Source organism: Kribbella antibiotica (genome assembly GCF_004349055.1).
GTDB lineage: Bacteria > Actinomycetota > Actinomycetes > Propionibacteriales > Kribbellaceae > Kribbella > Kribbella antibiotica.
The window spans coordinates 62658-80887 of the sequence record NZ_SMKX01000027.1 but is presented as its reverse complement, the minus strand read 5'-3'; the positions used below and the strand labels follow the sequence as shown (position 1 = coordinate 80887).

Sequence of the window (18230 nt, the reverse complement as noted above, 5' to 3'; positions counted from 1 at the left end):
GTCAGTGTGTATAAGAGACAGCTGCTGGGTCGGGGCTGGGAGGGCAGGCATTAGAAGTACGTCCGGATCAGGTCCACAACGACAGGGTCAGCGGCATCGGGGTCGTCGACCACGGGGATCAGCCCCCACTTGTCGAACGCCGTACAAGGATGGGAGAGGCCGACGCGGAGTTCGTCCCCGATCACCACCGGCTCGTCGCCGAACTGCAGGTAGCCGTGCTGGTCGTTCAGCTTGGTCACCGACATACCCGTCGCCGGGAGCACCGCCTCGCCGGAAGAACGCGGCCGGATCAGCTGCGGCTCCGGCATGTCCTGATCGACCGGGAAGTCGCGGCGACCGGCGTCGAAGATCGCGAGCCCAGGCTCAGGCTGCGACGTGATCCGCATCCAGCCGTGCATCGCCGCGACGAGCTGCTCGCCGTCGGTGCGCGGCGCGTTGCCCAGCGGCGACACCCGCCGGTACAGGCCGTCATCGTGCGAGATGTACGCGCCGGAGCGCACAATCACGCGAGCATCCTGCAACGGCGCGAGCACCTCCGCCACCAGCTCGAAGAACTCGCTGCCACCCGCAGTGACGATCGGTACGACGCCCTCGGCGTAGAACTCGCCCAGCCGCGAATGCAGCTCAGCCATGTCCTCCAAGAACGCCCGTACGGCGCTTAGTCCGGCCTCGTCGACGTCACCGCTGACAGCACCCTCATAAGCGGCCACTCCGACGAGTCGCAACGTCGATGACTCCGCCACCGCAGAAGCCACGGCCTCGGCGGTCTCGAAGTCCCGAGCGCCCGTTCGGCCGCCCGGTGCGCCGAACTCCACCATGACGTCGAGCAGTCGCGCATCCGGATCGACGTACGCCGACCGAGCCGCCTCCATGATCTCGACCGTCCGCACCGAGTCGGCCCAGACCGACACCTCGAACTCCGGATCGCGCGCCAGCTCGTCGGCGATCCAGCGCAGCTGAAGCGGCGAGACGACCGAGTTCGCGATCAGCACCCGCTGGACGCCGAACTGCCGGGCTACCGCCAGGTGGTAGACGTTCGCCAGCGTGAGCGCGCAGGCACCGGCATCCAACTGCTTGGCCCACAGCGCAGGGGCCATCGTGGTCTTGCCGTGTGGCGCGTGCTCGACGCCGTGCTGGGTGCACCAGCCGGCCAGGGTGTCGATGTTGTGCTGGATCCCGGGCGCGGACAGCGTCATCAGCGGGGTCGGCAGCTGCGACAGCCGCGGTTTCTCGGCCAGCACCTCGGCGATGGTCCGGCCCCAGAAGGCAGGCGGCAGTACCCGGTCGCGGCGGCTGACCCGCTCGTCGGCAAGTGCGGCGACGGCGGCGGCATCGTAAGCAGGCATCGAGTCCCCTGGGAGTAGTTGCAGAATACGCAACGTTCATTGCATATCCTGACCTGACGGTTGTAGCATCACGCTCGAAGTTGCGTCAACGGACGCTGTTTCACACCTATCCCATCACCCCGGACCTCAGGAGCGCAGATGCCCGACCCGCGCGCTGCGACGGAGACCGGTCAGGTGGTCTGCATCGGCGAGGCGATGATCATGCTCGCGGGCGCCGCTGGGCCACTCGAGGACGTGGCGACGTTCCGCCGGTCCGTGGGTGGCGCCGAGTGCAACGTGGCCGGCGGTCTGGCTGGTCTGGGCGTGCCGACCAGCTGGGTGTCTCGGCTGGGCGACGACGGCTTCGGTCGCCAGGTGCTGCGCGATCTGCGCGGACGGGGTGTCGAGGTCGGCGGTGTGGAGATTGATCCGCAGCGACCGACCGCGCTGTATGTCAAGGAGTCGATCGACGGTCGCTCCCGGATGCACTACTACCGAGCCGGTTCGGCAGCATCGGCGATGAGCCCCGCGTTCCTGCAACGGCCCGAGGTGTCCGAGCGGCTCCACGGCGCCAAGATCGTGCACACCACCGGCATCACCGCCGCACTGTCCGACGACACTGCGCGGATGCTGGACGAGCTGCGCGGTGACTTCGTGCTGAGTGTCGATCTGAACTGGCGGCCGGTGCTGTGGCGCGACAAGGACCCGGAGCCGCTATGGCGGTTGCTGCGCGCGGCTGACGTCGTACTGATCGGGGCTGATGAGGCTCTGGTGTTCGCGGGGACGGATGATCCCGCTGAGCTGCATGAGCGGCTCGACAAGAAGTGCACGTTGGTAGTGAAGAACGACTCGCATACTGCGGTGGCGTTAGAGCCGGATGGTCGCCGCACTGCGGTTCCGGCGCTCACCGTTCAGGTGGTCGAGCCGGTCGGTGCGGGGGATGCGTTCGCAGCCGGATTCCTCGCAGGCACGCTAGAGGGTCTGCCGATGAAGCAGCGTTTGCGGTTAGGGCATCTGAACGCCGCAGCAGTGCTGGCGGTTCCAGAGGATCACGCGGCACCGCCTAGCCAGGCGCTACGGGACAGACTGCTCGACGCGGCCGACGACGAGTGGGCGGCGACGCGGGTATGAGTCAGAGTCTCGCGAGAGCACTGCAGATCCTTGCCAGCTTGGGCGAGGGGGAGCGGTCGCTGGATCAGCTCGCCACCGAGCTGGGCGTCCACAAGACCACGGTGCTGCGGCTCCTGCGCACTATGGAGGCAGACCGCTTCGTACGACGCGATGAGGCCCACCGCTATCGGCTGGGTTCTCGCTTGTTCGCGTTGGCCGATGCCGCGCGCGAGCAGCACGTCGTACGGGAGGTTGCTGCACCGCATCTGCGGCAGCTGAATCAGAAGACCGGTCAGACCGTTCACCTTGCAGCATGGGAGAACGGTGAGGTCATCTACATCGACAAGCTCGAGAGCGTGCGAACGATCCGCATGTACTCGCAGGTCGGCGTACCGGCTGCGCTGCACTGCACGGCAGTGGGGAAGATCCTGCTGGCGGCCCAGCCCAAGCGGCAGCGCGAAGCGGTGCTGGCCTCGCTGGACTACCACGGGTACACGCCGCAGACCATCACCAGCGCTGACGCCCTGCGCGACGAGCTGGATGGTGTCAGAACTCGCGGCTGGGCGCAGGACCGCGCTGAACACGAGTCGTTCATGAACTGCATCGGTGCGCCGGTCATGGACCAGGCGGGCCGCATTGTCGGAGCCGTCTCGGTGTCTGTGCCGGACGTGCTGCTGAACTATGAGCAGGTGCTCGAGCTTCTACCTGAGCTGCTTGCCACCACCCAGGCGATCAGCGCCGACTACAACTGAGAGGTCCGATCTGATGTCCGACAAGACCGCCGTCTCCACCACCGACGCGCCTGCCCCGATGCCGGTGTTCTCGCAGGGTGTCCGCAAGGGCAACGTCCTGCAGGTCTCCGGCCAGGGTTCGGTCGACCCGGCGACCGGTGAGTTCGTGTTCGTCGGCGATGTGAAGGCCCAGACCACCCGGGTCCTGCAGAACATCGAGGCGATCCTCAAGGCCGGCGGTGGCAGCCTGGACGACGTCGTGATGCTGCGCGTCTACCTCACCACCCGCGACGACTTCGGCGCCATGAACGAGGCCTACGCCGACTTCGTCTCGACCCGCACCCCGAGCGGCGTCCTGCCGTCCCGCACCACCGTCTTCACGGGCCTCCCGCTCCCCGACATGCTCGTCGAGATCGACGCCCTCGCCGTCCTGAGCTGACCGGCGGATCAGCCTGCTGCGCCCGGCGTCCGTCAGGACGCCGGGCACACCCCTGTGCGGCAGGTATCCCGCATTGCGGGATATGATCCTGTAATGCAGGAAACGATACCTCGGGGGTCGGTGCAGTCGATAGACCGAGCGGTGGCGATCCTGCGCTGCTTCGATGCCCGTACGCCGGACTTGGGCATCAGTGATCTGTCGCGCGCGACCGGCCTGCCCACCAGCACGGTGCATCGGCTGCTGTTGGCGATGTTGGAGAACGGGCTGATTCGGCAGACCGTTCAGCGGCGCTATGCGATCGGACCGTTGGTGGTGCAGCTCGCTCACAGCAGTGGGATACCGGCGACCCTGCGTGATGCGGCCCAGCCAGTACTGCGGGTGCTCCGGGATGCGACTGGGGAGACGGCGGCTGTACATGAGCTACTGCCCAGTGGGCACCGCATGGTGCTCGACCAGGTGGAGAGTCGGCACCAGCTAAGACGTACATACACCGAGTTCGGCGTACCACTGCCGCTACCGCAGGGTGCCCCGGGCAAGGTGCTGCTCGCGTTCGCGCCCTGGCAGCGACAGGTGGACGTGCTGTCCGCTCCGCTCGAGCAGGTGCTGCCGAACACCATCACCGACCCCGACGTAGTCGCCGCACAGTTGGCCGAGATCCGCGAGCGCGGGTTCGCCACTTCCATGACTGAGCGAACACCGGGGATCTGCTCGGTGGCGGCAGCTGTCTTCGACTACTCCGGTCAGGCCGTCGGATGCCTGTCCATCTCGGGTCCGGAGCTGCGGATGCCCCCGGAGGTCCTGCTGGAGTTCGGAGCCAGGCTTGTCCCGGCTGCCTGGGAAGTGTCCGAGTTGCTGGGGGCGACCGCGGCCGGACGAGAGCAGGCCAAGGCGCAAGCAGGAGCGAACTGATGGCTGGTCCGGCCGCGCTGCTCAAGATCGCACCGTCGGTCTATCTGCCCGCACTGCTCTATGGCATTGGCCAAGGCGCCATCGCCCCGGTGATCGCGGTATCGGCTACACATCTCGGCGCATCACCGGCCATAGCTGGTGTAGTCGTCGCAGCGGCCGGTCTGGGCCAGGTCATCGGAGACATCCCGGCCGGTGCGCTCACTACGAAGATTGGTGAGCGCCGGGCGATGCTGGGGGCGACCGTCCTGGTTTCCCTAGCGCTGGTTGGCTGTCTGCTGGCTCTGACTGTCTGGATGCTCGCCCTGGCGATCGGTGTGACCGGACTGGCCGGTTCGGTGTGGGGACTGGCCCGGCAGGCATACCTCAGTGAGGCGGTGCCGATCGAGCTGCGCGCGAGAGCCCTGTCCACGCTGGGTGGCGTCCAACGCATCGGCTCCTTCATCGGCCCGTTCCTCGGCGCACTGGCGATGCGCTTCCTCGGAACCGACGGCGCCTACTGGGTTCACTTCGTCGGCGCCGTACTGGCCTGCATAGTCCTGGTCAGCCTTCCCGACATCGAGCACGTACGGCGTCGCCGCAACAGCCAGCCCGTCGTCGCCCAGTCGACCTTCACCGTGATCCGAGAACACCTGCCAGTACTGCGAACTCTCGGCGTCGGTGCGCTGCTCGTCGGAGCAGTCCGCGCCTCACGCCAGGTCGTCATACCGCTGTGGGCCTTGCACCTCGGGCTGGACGCGCAGACCACCAGCATCATCTTCGGGCTCTCCGGTGCGGTCGACATGCTGCTCTTCTATCCAGCCGGCTCGGTGATGGACCGGATGGGCCGCAGATGGGTCGCTGTGCCGTCGATGCTCGTGCTGGGGTTGGCGCATCTGTTGCTCCCGCTCACCCACTCCACTGCCACGCTGACTGCGGTCGCACTGCTGATGGGTGTGGGCAATGGGCTCGGCGCCGGTGTCATCATGACGCTCGGTGCCGATGCGTCTCCAGCGGTCGGGCGGGCTCAGTTCCTCGGGGCGTTCCGTCTGTTCGCGGACACCGGGAACGGTAGTGGGCCACTCCTGCTGGCCGGAGCAACCGCCGTACTGGGGTTGGGGCCTGCGGTGGTCGTGATGGCCGGTGTCGGGTGGGCGGCGGCAGCGGCGATGCACCGGTGGATACCGCCGATTTGGCCACAGCGCCAGCGTCAGGCACAATAAACCTTGCCGAAGACCGCTGGTTGTTGCTCTCGAGCAACTGAAAGTCCCACTCAGGTGGGCGGCCCGCGCAGGTGATGAGAAGTGTGACTGTATGTTCACGCCCTTGCCACTTGCGCAGGGGCGTTCTTTTTTTGTCTTCAGGGGTTCTCGGCGAGAAAGCCAATCGAAGGAGACCCCATGGCGAGGCCGGACAAGGCAGCCGCTGTCGCAGAGCTCACGGACGAGTTCCGTAGCTCGAACGGCGCCGTGCTGACCGAGTACCGCGGACTTACCGTGGCGCAGCTGAAGAACTTGCGGACTGCGCTCGGTGACGACGTGAACTACGCCGTGGTGAAGAACACGCTGACCAAGATTGCGGCCAAGGACGCGGGTGTTGAGTCGTTCGACTCGCTGCTCGAGGGTCCGTCGGCCATCGCCTTCATCAAGGGCGATGCAGTGGTTGCGGCCAAGGGACTGCGTGACTTCGCCAAGGCGAATCCCCTTCTCGTCATCAAGGGCGGAGTGCTGGACGGTAAGGCACTCAGCACCGACGAGATCACCAAGCTCGCTGACCTGGAGTCGCGTGAGGTTCTGCTCGCGAAGCTCGCAGGTGCGATGAAGGCGGCTCCGCAGCAAGCGGTGTCGTTGTTCGCTGCTCCGCTGTCGCAGGCCGCGCGCCTGTTCGCAGCGCTGCAGGACAAGTTGCCGGCGGACGGGGCTGCTGCTCCCGAGGCCGCGGCAGAGGAGACGGCCGTGCAGGACACGGTCGACGCACCTGCCGAGGCGAGCACCGAGGAGACTGCCGCAGCTGACAGCTGAGGCCGTTCTCACCCGCAGTACCCCATTCAGTGATTCACCGTTTAGGAAGGACCGCCACCATGGCGAAGCTCAGCACCGAAGAGCTCCTCGGCCAGTTCAAGGAACTGACCCTGCTGGAGCTGTCGGAGTTCGTTAAGGCATTCGAGGAGGAGTTCGGCGTCACCGCCGCCGCCCCGGTTGCCGTTGCCGCTGCGGGTGCCCCGGGCGCCCCGGCCGCCGAGGTCGAGGTTCAGGACGAGTTCGACGTCGTCCTCGAGAGCGCCGGCGAGAAGAAGATTCAGGTCATCAAGGAGGTGCGCGGTCTCACGAGCCTTGGTCTGAAGGAGGCCAAGGACCTGGTTGAGTCCGCCCCCAAGGCGATCCTGGAGAAGGTCGACAAGGCTGCGGCCGACAAGGCCAAGGAAGCCCTCGAAGGCGCCGGCGCCACCGTCACCCTCAAGTGACCTCAGTTACGTTCCGCTACGGGACGTAACGAATGTGTAGAGAAGGGCAGTCTCCTCCGGGGGACTGCCCTTCTTGCATTCCGGTCTGACTAGGATCGCAATCGCTTGACTTTGAGGGGTTACGCAAAACCGTACTCGTGCGTAACCTAGGCCACTGCTCCCTCGTTGAGACCGAAGTACGCGTCGGTTCGGGGCACCGCAGTGATGATCCCGTGAGGAGGACCGGTGGGCGTAGAAGTCCGCGTCGAAGGTCTCACCAAATCCTTTGGTAGCCAGCTGATCTGGGGCGATGTGTCCCTGACTCTGCCGGCCGGTGAGATCTGCGTGATGCTCGGCCCTTCCGGTACCGGTAAGTCCGTTTTCCTGAAGACGCTGATCGGTCTGCTCAAGCCGGACCGCGGCCATGTCTTCATCGAGGGCACGGATATCGCGACCTGCAGCGAGCGTGAGCTGTACGAGGTCCGCCGGATGTTCGGGGTGCTGTTCCAGGACGGCGCGATGTTCGGCTCGATGGATCTCTACGACAACGTCGCCTTCCCGCTGCGCGAGCACACCAAGAAGTCCGAGTCCGACATCCGCTCCATCGTGATGGAGAAGATGGAGATGGTCGGTCTGGTCGGTGCCGAGCGCAAGCTTCCGGCCGAGATCTCCGGTGGCATGCGCAAGCGGGCCGGGCTGGCCCGCGCGCTGGTGCTGGATCCCCAGATCCTGCTGGTCGACGAGCCCGACTCCGGGCTGGACCCGGTCCGGACCTCGTTCCTGAACCAGGTGATGATCGACCTCAACGAGGCGTTCAGTCCGACGTTCCTGATCGTCACCCACGACGTCAACACCGCCCGCAAGGTGCCGGACAACATCGGCATGCTCTACCACCGGCACCTGGCCATGTTCGGCCCGCGCGAGATGCTGCTGTCCAGCGAGGAGCCGGTGATCCGGCAGTTCCTGAACGCCCAGATGGTCGGCCCGATCGGGATGTCCGAGGAGAAGGACGCCGACGAGCTGGCCGCCGAGGCCGGGCAAGAGCTTCCCGCGCTGCCGCCGATCCCGATCCAGCAGCTGCCCAGCAGTGGCATGCTCCGGCCGACCCAGCGCCCACCGGGCGAGTGGTGCCGCGAGCATGGCGTGACTCCGCCCCCTGGCTCGTTCGAGTCCTCGACGGTGGGGGCTTCGTGACACTGAGTGCCACCGCCCCGCTGAAGCACGCAGGCTCCCTGTTCGCGTTCACTCTCGACACGATGAGAGCGTCGGTACGCCGTCCCTTCCAGCTGAAGGAGTTCCTCCAGCAGGCCTGGTTCGTGGCGAGCGTGACGATCATCCCGACCGCGCTCGTCGCGATCCCGTTCGGTGCCGTGATCGCGTTGCAGGTCGGCGGGCTGATCAAGCAGTTCGGCGCGCAGGCCTTCACCGGATCGGCCGCCGTACTGGCTGTGGTGCGTGAGGCGTCGCCGATCGCGACTGCGTTGCTGATCGCCGGAGCCGGCGGCTCGGCGATCTGTGCGGACCTCGGCGCCCGGAAGATCCGCGAAGAGCTCGACGCGATGATGGTGCTCGGCATCGACCCGATCCAGCGGCTCGTCGTGCCGCGGGTGCTGGCGACGATGCTGGTCGCGTTCTTCCTGAACGGTTTCGTCAGTGTGGTCGGCGTGATGGGCGGTTATGTCTTCAACGTCGTCCTGCAGGACGGGACCCCAGGCTCCTACATCGCAAGCTTCACCGCGCTCGCGCACCTGCCCGACCTCTGGCAGGGCCAGGCCAAGGCGCTCGTGTTCGGATTCATCGCTGCCATCGTGGCGTCGTACAAGGGTGTGAACGCCGGTGGTGGCCCGAAGGGTGTCGGCGACGCGGTGAACCAGTCGGTCGTCATCACGTTCATGCTGCTGTTCGTCGCGAACTTCTCGATGACCGCGATCTACTTCCAGCTCGTTCCGCCGAAGGGAGCCTGATCAACATGTCGGCTCTGGTGGACACCCTGGTCAAGAAGCCGCTGAACTCGCTGGACAGACTCGGGGAGCAGCTCGCCTTCTACATCAAGGCGCTGGCCTGGTCCGGCAAGTCGATCACGCGCTACCGCAAGGAGATCCTGCGGCTGCTGGCCGAGGTGACGCTGGGCAGCGGCGCTCTCGCGGTGATCGGTGGCACGGTCGGCGTGATCACCTTCCTGGCCTTCTTCACCGGCACCGAGGTCGGCCTGCAGGGCTACTCGGCGCTGAACCAGATCGGTACGTCGGCCTTCGCCGGCTTCGTCAGCGCCTACATCAACACCCGCGAGATCGGCCCGCTGATCGCCGGTATCGCGCTCGCGGCAACGGTCGGGTGTGGTTTCACCGCCCAGCTCGGCGCGATGCGGATCAGCGAGGAGATCGACGCCCTCGAGGTGATGGCGATCCCGTCGCTGCCGTACCTGGTCACGACCCGGATCATCGCCGGTCTGATCGCGGTGGTCCCGCTGTACGTCGTCGGCCTGCTCTCGTCGTACTTCGCGACCCGGCTGACCGTGACGCAGTTCTACGGCCAGAGCACCGGCACGTACGACCATTACTTCCATCTGTTCTTACCACCAGGCGATGTGTTGTGGTCGTTCGCCAAGGTGCTCGTCTTCGCGGTGCTGGTGATCCTGGTGCACTGCTACCACGGCTATCACGCGACCGGCGGCCCGGCGGGCGTCGGCGTCTCGGTCGGCCGCGCGGTCCGGACGTCGATCGTCGTGATCAACGTGGTCGACCTGCTGCTGTCGATGGCCATCTGGGGTACGACGACCACCGTGCGGCTGGCGGGGTGATGACCAATGATCAATAGGCTCTCGCACAAGGCGCTCGGCATCGCGTTCATCGGGATGCTGTGCTTCCTGCTCTGGCTGACCTACGCCTTCTACGCCAAGGTCTTCACCGAGACCGTCGATGTCGAGCTGAAGACCAGCCACATCGGCCTGCAGCTCAACCAGCACGCGGATGTGAAGCTGCGCGGCATCATCGTCGGCGAGGTCAGCGGCGTCTCCACCGATGGATCCGACGCGACGATCAAGTTGTCGCTGAAGCCGGAGCAGATCAGCGAGATCTCCAGCGCGGTCAGTGCGCGGATCCTGCCCAAGACGCTGTTCGGCGAGAAGTACGTCGCGCTGGTTCCGCCGACCGGCGCCGAGGGCCGGCACATCCGGGCCGGTGACGTGATCGCCCGGGACAAGACCGCGGTCGGCATCGAGATCGAGAAGGTGCTGAACGACGCTCTGCCGTTGCTGCAGGCGGTCGACCCGGCCGACCTGAACGCGACGCTGAACACGCTGGCCACCGCGCTGGAAGGCCGCGGCGCCGAGATCGCCGGGACGCTGACCCAGCTCGACGCCTACCTGAAGAAGCTGAACCCGAACGTCCCGAAGCTGATGGACGCGCTGACCAAGCTCACCCAGGTCTCCAACCTGTACGGCGATGCGACGCCGGATCTCGTGCGCGCGCTGCGGAACCTGACCATCACCGGGAACACGGTCGTGGAGAAGGAACAACAGCTGCAGAAGTTCTTCGTCGACGTTCAGACGTTGTCGTCGACGACGGACACGTTCCTGAAGCAGAACGAGGACCGCGTCATTCAGCTCGGCGAAGTGAGCCGGCCGGTGCTGGATCTGCTGGAGCGCTACTCGCCCGAGGTACCGTGCTTCCTCAAGGTGATGACGGACACCACCCCGATCCTCAACGACACGTTCCGCAACGGACGGCTGAACATCAACCTCGAGCTGATCACCAACCAGCCGACGCCGTACGAGCCGAACGAGCTGCCGGCGTACAAGGACAAGCGCGGGCCGACCTGTGTCGGCAAGAACTACTCGCACCCGGGTGAGAAGCCTGGTCCGTACACGCAGGACAACCCAGCGCCGTACATCACCGGCGAGGACGGCGTGGTCGGTGACCACAACAAGAAGACACGCTTCCCGATCCCGCTGACGCTGAACCGCGCGATGCCCGGGTTCGCGATGGACACCCAGGGCGTCGGTACGCCGGCCGAGCAGGCAGTCGTGGATTCGGTCGTCGCTCCGGCGATGGGGATCCCGGCGAGCGACGTACCGGATCTGACCACGCTGCTGGTAGGACCGCTGCTGAGGGGCGGGCAGGTGAATCTCAAATGACCAAGCTGCTGGACAAGAAGACCTCGCTGGACATCATCCGGCTGTCGATCTTCGTCGTGGTGACCACGGTCGCGACCGCGCTGCTCGCGGTGACGATCGGGAACATCACCTTCAACGCGACGACGAAGTACCGGGCCGTCTTCACCGACGCGGTCGGGCTGAACCAGGGTGACGACATCCGGATCGCGGGGGTGAAGGTGGGGCAGGTCGACAAGATCGCGCTCTACCAAAACACTCTCGCGCTGGTGACCTTCAGCGTCGACTCCGATCAGGTCGTCGACACCTCGACCAAGGCGACGCTGCGCTACCGCAACCTCGTCGGCAACCGGTACGTCGCTCTGACCGATGGCGTCGGTGGTGGCGAGCGACTGAAGGCGAACGGGCTGATCCCCAAGGAGCGGACGGCGCCGGCCCTCGATCTGTCGGTGCTGTTCAACGGCTTCAAGCCGCTGTTCACCGCGCTCACTCCGGCGGACGTGAACCAGTTCGCGTTCGAGGTGATCAAGGTGCTGCAGGGTGAGGGCGGCACGATCGAGTCGCTGCTGGCGAAGACCGCATCGCTGACGACCACGCTGGCCGATGCCGACGAGGTGATCGGCAGCCTGATCACCAACCTGACCTCGACATTGCAGATCGTGTCGCAGCGCCAGCAGAACTTCTCCCAGCTGCTGGTCAACCTGCAGCAGTTCATCACCGGACTCAGCCAGGACATCAACCCGATCCTGAACTCGCTCGGCTCGATCAACCAGCTGAACACCAAGACGGCCGGCCTGTTGCAGCAGACCCGGGTGCCGATCAAGGCAGACCTGGATCGGTTGCGGACGCTCTCGACCACGCTGGACGACACGCAGGGCATCTGGGTGAAGACGCTGAACTACATGCCCGAGAAGCTGAACACGATGACCCGCACCGCGTCGTACGGGTCCTGGTTCAACTTCTACCTGTGCAACTTCGACGGCAACGTCACGCTCCCGCTGGGCACTCGCATCCCGGTGAACTACGAGAACAACTCGGCGAGGTGTAAGAAGCCGTGAAGCCGTTCCGCGAACAGAACCAGGTGACGATCGGCGTCATCGGCCTGACGGTGATCGGGCTGATCATGCTGGCCGCGTTCAAGGCGCAGGACCTGCCGCTGATCGGTGGCGGGACCAAGTACTCCGCGCAGTTCTCCGAGGCCGGCGGCCTGAAGCCGAACGACGAGATCCGGGTGGCCGGGGTTCGGGTCGGGCAGGTGCGCAAGGTCGAGCTCGACGGGACGCACGTCCGGGTCGACTTCGTCGTCGACAAGGGCGTGAAGCTGGGCGACCAGACCGGCGCCGAGATGAAGATCAAGACGCTGCTCGGCCAGAAGTATCTGAAGCTGAACCCGTCCGGCGGCGGCGAGCTGAAGGCCGGCTCCGAGATCCCGCTGGCGCGGACAGTAGCGGCGTACGACGTGGTGGATGCCTTCTCGGATCTCGCGAACACGACCGAGCGGATCGACACCGCCCAGTTGGCCAAGGCCCTGGACACGCTCTCGACGACGTTCAAGAACACTCCGGAGGAGGTGCAGGCCTCACTGACCGGCCTGTCGCGCCTCTCCCGGAACGTGGCCAAGCGCGATGAGCAGCTGAAGCTCCTGCTGCAGCACTCGAACACGGTCACCAAGGTCCTTGCCGACCGCAACGCGCAGCTGATCAAGCTGATGAAGGACGGCAACACCGTCTTCCAGGCCGTGCAGGCCCGGCGGGCGCTGATCCACCAACTGCTGGTCTCGACGCAGAAGCTGTCCGCGCAGATCACCGCGCTGGTCCGGGAGAACCGCAAGGACCTCGGCCCGACGCTGCAGAAGGTGAACGCTGTCCTCGCCGTACTGCTGAAGAACCAGAACGACCTGGACGCGAGTATCAAGGGCCTGGCGCCGTTCGTCCGGGTCTTCACCAACACGCTCGGTACCGGGCCGTGGTTCGACGTCTACCTGCAGAACCTGGTGCCGGTGCCCGAGGTGCCGCTGCCGGCGATCGACCTCGGCCTGCCGCCGATCCTGGGAGGCAAACGATGACGAAGATCTCGTCGTTCTCCCGCTGGATCGCGATCGGCGTGGTCGTGGTGATCCTCGCGATCAGCGTGGTCTCGCTCTGGCCGAACCCCGAGCGGGTGTCGGCGACGGCGTACTTCCCGCGGGCGATCTCGGTCTACCCCGGCTCCGATGTCCGGATCCTCGGCATCAAGGTCGGCGAGGTAGAGAGTGTCACCCCGGCCGGGCGGACGGTCCGGGTGAAGTTCTGGTGGGAGGCCAAGCACAAGGTGCCGGCCACCGCGAAGGCCGTCATCGCAGCGCCGTCGATCGTCGCCGACCGGTATGTGCAGCTCACGCCGGTGTACTCCAAGGGCGACACGATGGCCAACGGAGCGCAGATCCCGATCGAGCGGACCGCCGTACCGCTGGAGCTCGATCAGATCTACCAGAGCCTCAACGACCTGTCTGTCGCGCTCGGTCCCAAGGGTGCCAACGACCAGGGCGCTCTCTCGCGGCTGCTGGACGTCTCGGCGAAGAACCTGAACGGCCAGGGCGCGAAGCTCAACCAGACCATCACCGACGTGTCCAAGCTGACCGGGACGCTCGCCGGGAACTCGCAGAGCCTGTTCTCGACGATCCGGCAGCTGCAGACCTTCGTCTCCGCGCTCGCCGCGAACGACGCTTTGGTGAAGCAGTTCAACACCAACTTCGCCGCAACGTCGACGACGCTGGCCGGTGAGCGCAAGGACCTGACTGCTGCGCTGTCGCTGCTCGCGACCGCGCTCGGCGAGGTCGCGACATTCGTGAAGGACAACCGGACGCTGGTGAAGAGCACAGTCTCCGGAGCCACCGAGCTCTCCCAGATCCTGGTCAAGGAGAAGGCCGCGCTGGCCGAGATCCTCGACACCGCGCCGCTGGCCCTGGGCAACCTGGCCCGGGTGTACAACCCGCAGTTCGGCACGCTGGACCAGCGGATCAACCTGGCGCAGCTCGACAACCCGTCGTCGTTCATCTGCTCGCTGCTGCTGCAGGTCGGCCAGAAGCTCTCGACCTGCTCCCTGCTCAAGCCAGTCCTGGACGCACTGCCCAAGCTGCCGCTGCTCAGCGGCCTGACCGGCGGCGCACCCGCCAGCGGTGGCCCAGCCGGTACGCCGTGGGCCGGGGCAACGGGCGAGCCGCTCAAGCGGGTCAGCCCAGACCCCGTCGACCCGACACTCGGGGGACTGGTCAAATGAGACGCCGTACTGCGTTTGTCGCCGGAGCTGTGGCCTTGGCCATGACGCTGACCGGGTGTGACTTCAGCGTGTATTCGCTGCCGTTGCCCGGTGGCGCGAAGATCAAAGGGCCGTCGTACACGGTCACTGTCGAGTTCACCGACGTACTGGACCTGGTGCCGAAGTCGACGGTGAAGGTCGACGACGTGACGGTCGGGACAGTCGAGAAGGTCTGGCTCGAGGGGTACGTCGCCAAGGTGCGGATCAAGCTGCCCAAGAGCCTTGAGTTGCCGGACAACGAGCGCGCGACGATCCGCCAGACCAGCCTGCTCGGCGAGAAGTTCGTGTCGCTGGCGCAGCCGACCGGCGCGGAGGCCCCGCGCGGCCGGCTCGAGAACGGCGAGGTCATCCCGCTGTCCCGGACGGCCAGCAACGTCGAGGTTGAAGAGGTCCTGGGCGCGTTGTCGCTGCTGCTGAACGGCGGTGGCGTCGCGCAGCTGCAGATCATCACCCAGGAGCTGAACAAGGCCCTGACGGGCAACGAGCCGGCCATCAAGAGCGTGCTCACCCAGTTGGACACCTTCGTCGGCACCCTGGACCAGAACAAGCAGAAGATCGTCACCGCGATCACCGCGGTCGACGCGCTGGCCAAGAAGCTGAACGCCCAGAAGGAAACGCTGGCGACGGCGATCGACTCGCTGCCGAAGTCGATCGCGACCCTGGACAAGCAGCGGGCCGCGCTGGTCAAGACGCTGCAGGCGCTGTCGACCCTCGGCAGCACTGCGACTCGGGTGATCACCTCGGCGCAGAAGGACCTGGTCGCCAACCTGCAGTCGCTCTACCCGATCCTGACCAAGCTGGTCGAGGCAGGGGAGAACCTGCCGAAGTCCCTCGAGTTGCTGTTCACCTACCCGTTCCCGGACAACGCGGCGCGCGGCGTGCAAGGTGACTACACCAACCTGGGCATCACCTTGGATCTGAACACCCAGAAGCTCCTCAAGGGCCTGCTCGGGCTGGATCTGCCGACGGTCGGGCCGACTGCGATTCCGACGCTCGGAGTGAGTCTTCCGGTGCACCTTCCGACGAAGCCCGGCAGTAAGCCGACGACCAAGCCGACCGCTGGGGCGACCACCTGTGTGACGGTGCTCCTGCTGCCGATCTGTGGCCCGAAGCTCAACCGGGCCGCGTTCGATCCCGATCTGGCCCGGGCGCTCATGCCGGGGGTGGTCAAGTGATCACCAGGGGAGTCCGGATCCAGCTGATGGTGTTCTTGCTGATCACTGTCGTCGGGATCGCGTTCGTCGGCGCGCGGTACGCGCAGGTCGACAAGCTGCTGTGGGACCAGGACTTCACGGTCAGCGCCAGCTTCGCCGAGTCCGGCGGCATCTTCGAAGGCGCCGAGGTGACGTATCGCGGCCAGCCGATCGGCCGGGTCGGTGAGCTGAAGCTGCTGCCCGACGGCGTTCTGGTCGACCTGAACATCGACAAGAAGAACAAGGTCCCGAACGACCTGCTCGCCGTTGTGGCGAACCGGTCCGCGATCGGCGAGCAGTACGTCGATCTTCAGCCGCGCCGCGACGGAGCGCCGTACCTGAAGGATCACTCGCGGATCGACCGGGAGAACACCGCGATCCCGATCGACACCACCGAGCTGCTGCTGAACCTCGACGAGCTGGTGAACTCGGTCGACAAGGAAAGCCTGCGGACCACGGTCAAGGAGCTCGGCGCCGCGCTGAAGGGCCGGGGGACCGACCTGCAGAAGATCATCGACAGCTCCGGTCAGCTGATCGACGATGCGGATGCGAACATCCTGCAGACCATCAAGCTGATCAACGACGGCGACACCGTGCTGGCGACCCAGGTGGCCAGCGGCGACGCCATCAAGACCTGGGCGAAGAACCTCGCGCTGCTGTCCGACACCCTGGTCAGCTCGGACACGAACCTGCGCAAGGTGATCGATCAGGGCTCGGCGGCCTCGACCCAGATCACCGGCCTGATCCAGGACAACCGCGCGGACATCGCGGTGCTGCTGGGTAACCTGCTGACGGTGAGCCAACTGACCGCTGTCCGGCTGGATGCCGTCGAGCAACTGCTCGTGGTGTATCCGGCGGTGTCGATGGGTGGCTACGTCGTCGCGGCCAAGGACCCCGGGAGCGGGCACTACGACGCCCACTTCGGGCTGGTCCTCGGGTTCTCCCCGCCGGCCTGCCGGGCCGGCTACGTCAAGGACTGGCGCGTCCCGCAGGACACCACGGACACCAAGGCAGCGACAAAAGCGGGCTGTACGGCGTCGCCGTCGACCGGAACGAATGTCCGTGGCGCGCAGAACAAGCCCACCCCGTCATCGCGCGCGGGGAGCAACCGGGTCGGGACCGGAGTCGGCTACGACCCGGCGACCGGCGAAGTGGGCGGTACCGTCGGGTCGCCGGACATGATCCTCGGCTCGACCGGTGGACAGCAGGACCTGCTCGGCAGTGATTCCTGGAAGGCTCTCATTCTCGGACCGGTGACCGGCAAGTGACTTCGGGCAACGGAAGGCGGGGCAAGCTGATCGTGGCGTGGGCGCTGAGCGTCCTGCTGGTGATCGCCCTCGCCGCCGCAACTCTGTCGGTGATCGCGCTGCAGAAGCAGCGCCAGGACAAGGCGTTGCGCGAGGGCGCGATGAAGTCCGCGCGGCAGCTCGCGCTGGACTTCACGACGTACGACTACCAGACCTGGGACGCGGACTCGAAGCGTGTCCTCGACGACTCCACCGGGCAGTTCCGGCAGGAGTTCGAGGCCGGGATCCAGGCGGTGAAGACGGACGTGGCGGCCAACAAGGCGACGTCCAAGGGCGATGTGAAGGAGGCCGCGGTGGTGTCCGGGGACAAGGACTCGGCCGAGGTCCTGGTGATCGTCAACGCACTCGTCACGAACACCGCGTCGACCGAGGGTGTGGAGCGCCGGTACCGGATCAAGCTGGACATGGTCCGCGAGAAGGACCGCTGGCTGACGGCTGACCTGCAGGTGGTGGGCTGATGACGGATCGTCCGCGCAACCGCCCGCGGATCGCAGGGCAGCGCCGTACGGGTGTGGTTCCGGTGACCGGGGAGCCACGCGACGACGTACTCGATGAAGCGTTTGAGTCTGTGACTCAGGACACAGTTGAGGCCGAAGAGGTGCCCTCCGAGGCGCCTCCGGCACCGCCTGTAGTTACTGAACGTAGTGAAAAGGGTCCGGTTGGCGGCGTCTTGTTCGCTCTTCTCGGCGTCCTGATCGTCCTGGTGCTGACCGTGGCGGCGGTGCTCGGGATCAAGGCCTGGCAGGGCAAGCAGGCTGACGACGCCCGGAGCCAGGCGGCCGCGGCGGGCCGGAAGGCGGCCGAGACCGCGCTCAGCTACGACTACCGCGACCTGGGCAAGAGTTTCGCGGCGGCGCGGGCGACGATGACCCCGGAGTTCGCCGGCAAGTTCGACGAGACCGCCAAGGTGGCCGGCGAGCTGGCGGCCAAGTCCAAGGCGACGGTGAAGGCCGAGGTCCGCGAGGTCGGGGTCCGCGACGGCGATGCCGACCGGGTGACGCTGATCATCTTCGTGAACCAGACCACCACCAGCACGATCACGCAGGGTAAACCCCGGGTCGATCTGAACCGGACCCGCTTCACGATGGTCCGAAAAGACGGTCAATGGCTGGTCCAGGAGATCGCCGGACTGTAGTCTCTGTGTAACTCCGCACCAAGAGGACGCCGGCAGGCTCGTAGGTGATCTACCTACTGGAGACACCGGGTCGGTCCTTGACGGAAAGGGTGGTCCGAAGGCAAACTATCGGACCCCATTGGACAGGCTTGCCCGTATCGGGTAGCCTATCGCTTTGCGCTGCTTTTACTCCACCTCGGCTTGGGTCTCGACTTGACTGGGGTGGTTTGGCCTGCGCTCTGAAGCTACCGCAAGTGCCAGCACCGAAGTTCCAG

The 18230-nt window shown here is 66.0% G+C and carries 19 protein-coding genes; 18 read left to right on the top strand and 1 reads right to left on the bottom strand.

The genetic code is table 11. From position 1 onward, the window contains the following. Positions 1–50: 50 nt before the first annotated feature. Positions 51–1346 carry a type III PLP-dependent enzyme domain-containing protein gene (locus E1263_RS12335; protein WP_132167382.1) on the bottom strand — a complete coding sequence of 432 codons (1296 nt, stop codon included), beginning with the start codon at positions 1344–1346 and terminating at the stop codon, positions 51–53. A gap of 138 nt (positions 1347–1484) precedes the next feature. On the opposite strand from E1263_RS12335, the gene E1263_RS12330 reads away from it, so the two are divergent. The 18 genes from E1263_RS12330 (at position 1485) to E1263_RS12245 (ending at position 17976) form a co-directional block, all read left to right on the top strand. Continuing rightward, positions 1485–2456 carry a sugar kinase gene (locus tag E1263_RS12330; RefSeq protein ID WP_132167381.1) on the top strand — a complete coding sequence of 324 codons (972 nt, stop codon included), beginning with the start codon at positions 1485–1487 and terminating at the stop codon, positions 2454–2456. Next, positions 2453–3187, top strand: coding sequence for an IclR family transcriptional regulator (locus tag E1263_RS12325; RefSeq protein WP_132167380.1), 735 nt, complete (start codon positions 2453–2455; stop codon positions 3185–3187). Before E1263_RS12330 ends, E1263_RS12325 begins: the two co-directional genes overlap by 4 nt. Positions 3188–3200: 13 nt before the next feature. Next, positions 3201–3605, top strand: coding sequence for a RidA family protein (locus tag E1263_RS12320; protein WP_132167379.1), 405 nt, complete (start codon positions 3201–3203; stop codon positions 3603–3605). Between the two features lie 93 nt (positions 3606–3698). Further along, positions 3699–4514 carry an IclR family transcriptional regulator gene (locus E1263_RS12315; protein WP_132167378.1) on the top strand — a complete coding sequence of 272 codons (816 nt, stop codon included), beginning with the start codon at positions 3699–3701 and terminating at the stop codon, positions 4512–4514. After that, on the top strand, positions 4514–5713 hold the full coding sequence (locus tag E1263_RS12310) for an MFS transporter (protein ID WP_132167377.1): 1200 nt from the start codon (positions 4514–4516) through the stop codon (positions 5711–5713). The genes E1263_RS12315 and E1263_RS12310 overlap by 1 nt, the downstream gene beginning before the upstream one ends. Before the next feature lie 177 nt (positions 5714–5890). Continuing rightward, the gene (rplJ, locus tag E1263_RS12305; protein WP_132167376.1) at positions 5891–6511 is read left to right on the top strand and encodes a 50S ribosomal protein L10; all 621 of its coding nucleotides are present in this window, start codon (positions 5891–5893) and stop codon (positions 6509–6511) included. 59 nt (positions 6512–6570) lie between these two features. Beyond that, a complete protein-coding gene (gene rplL, locus E1263_RS12300; RefSeq protein ID WP_132167375.1) occupies positions 6571–6954 on the top strand; it encodes a 50S ribosomal protein L7/L12 in 384 nt (127 codons plus the stop codon). Between the two features lie 225 nt (positions 6955–7179). After that, on the top strand, positions 7180–8127 hold the full coding sequence (locus E1263_RS12295) for an ABC transporter ATP-binding protein (RefSeq protein ID WP_132167374.1): 948 nt from the start codon (positions 7180–7182) through the stop codon (positions 8125–8127). Further along, positions 8124–8897: an MlaE family ABC transporter permease gene (locus tag E1263_RS12290; protein ID WP_132167373.1), complete on the top strand. Its 774-nt coding sequence runs from the start codon at positions 8124–8126 to the stop codon at positions 8895–8897. Before E1263_RS12295 ends, E1263_RS12290 begins: the two co-directional genes overlap by 4 nt. A 5-nt stretch (positions 8898–8902) precedes the next feature. Next, positions 8903–9733 (top strand): MlaE family ABC transporter permease, encoded by an 831-nt coding sequence (locus E1263_RS12285; protein ID WP_132167372.1) that lies wholly within the window; start codon positions 8903–8905, stop codon positions 9731–9733. A 6-nt stretch (positions 9734–9739) separates the two neighbouring features. Beyond that, positions 9740–11068, top strand: a complete 1329-nt coding sequence (locus E1263_RS12280; RefSeq protein WP_132167371.1) for an MCE family protein — start codon at positions 9740–9742, stop codon at positions 11066–11068. Next, complete coding sequence (locus tag E1263_RS12275; protein ID WP_132167370.1) at positions 11065–12102, top strand: MCE family protein; 1038 nt, start codon at positions 11065–11067, stop codon at positions 12100–12102. Before E1263_RS12280 ends, E1263_RS12275 begins: the two co-directional genes overlap by 4 nt. After that, positions 12099–13109: an MCE family protein gene (locus tag E1263_RS12270; RefSeq protein ID WP_132167369.1), complete on the top strand. Its 1011-nt coding sequence runs from the start codon at positions 12099–12101 to the stop codon at positions 13107–13109. The genes E1263_RS12275 and E1263_RS12270 overlap by 4 nt, the downstream gene beginning before the upstream one ends. Next, on the top strand, positions 13106–14302 hold the full coding sequence (locus E1263_RS12265) for an MCE family protein (protein ID WP_132167368.1): 1197 nt from the start codon (positions 13106–13108) through the stop codon (positions 14300–14302). The genes E1263_RS12270 and E1263_RS12265 overlap by 4 nt, the downstream gene beginning before the upstream one ends. Continuing rightward, entirely contained in the window at positions 14299–15516 is a 1218-nt protein-coding gene (locus E1263_RS12260; RefSeq protein ID WP_132167367.1) for an MCE family protein, read from the top strand. Before E1263_RS12265 ends, E1263_RS12260 begins: the two co-directional genes overlap by 4 nt. Next, on the top strand, positions 15513–16802 hold the full coding sequence (locus E1263_RS12255) for an MCE family protein (protein ID WP_132167366.1): 1290 nt from the start codon (positions 15513–15515) through the stop codon (positions 16800–16802). The genes E1263_RS12260 and E1263_RS12255 overlap by 4 nt, the downstream gene beginning before the upstream one ends. Next, on the top strand, positions 16799–17299 hold the full coding sequence (locus E1263_RS12250; RefSeq protein WP_132167365.1) for a hypothetical protein: 501 nt from the start codon (positions 16799–16801) through the stop codon (positions 17297–17299). Before E1263_RS12255 ends, E1263_RS12250 begins: the two co-directional genes overlap by 4 nt. Next, a complete protein-coding gene (locus E1263_RS12245) occupies positions 17299–17976 on the top strand; it encodes a hypothetical protein (RefSeq protein ID WP_132167364.1) in 678 nt (225 codons plus the stop codon). The genes E1263_RS12250 and E1263_RS12245 overlap by 1 nt, the downstream gene beginning before the upstream one ends. Positions 17977–18230 lie beyond the last annotated feature (254 nt).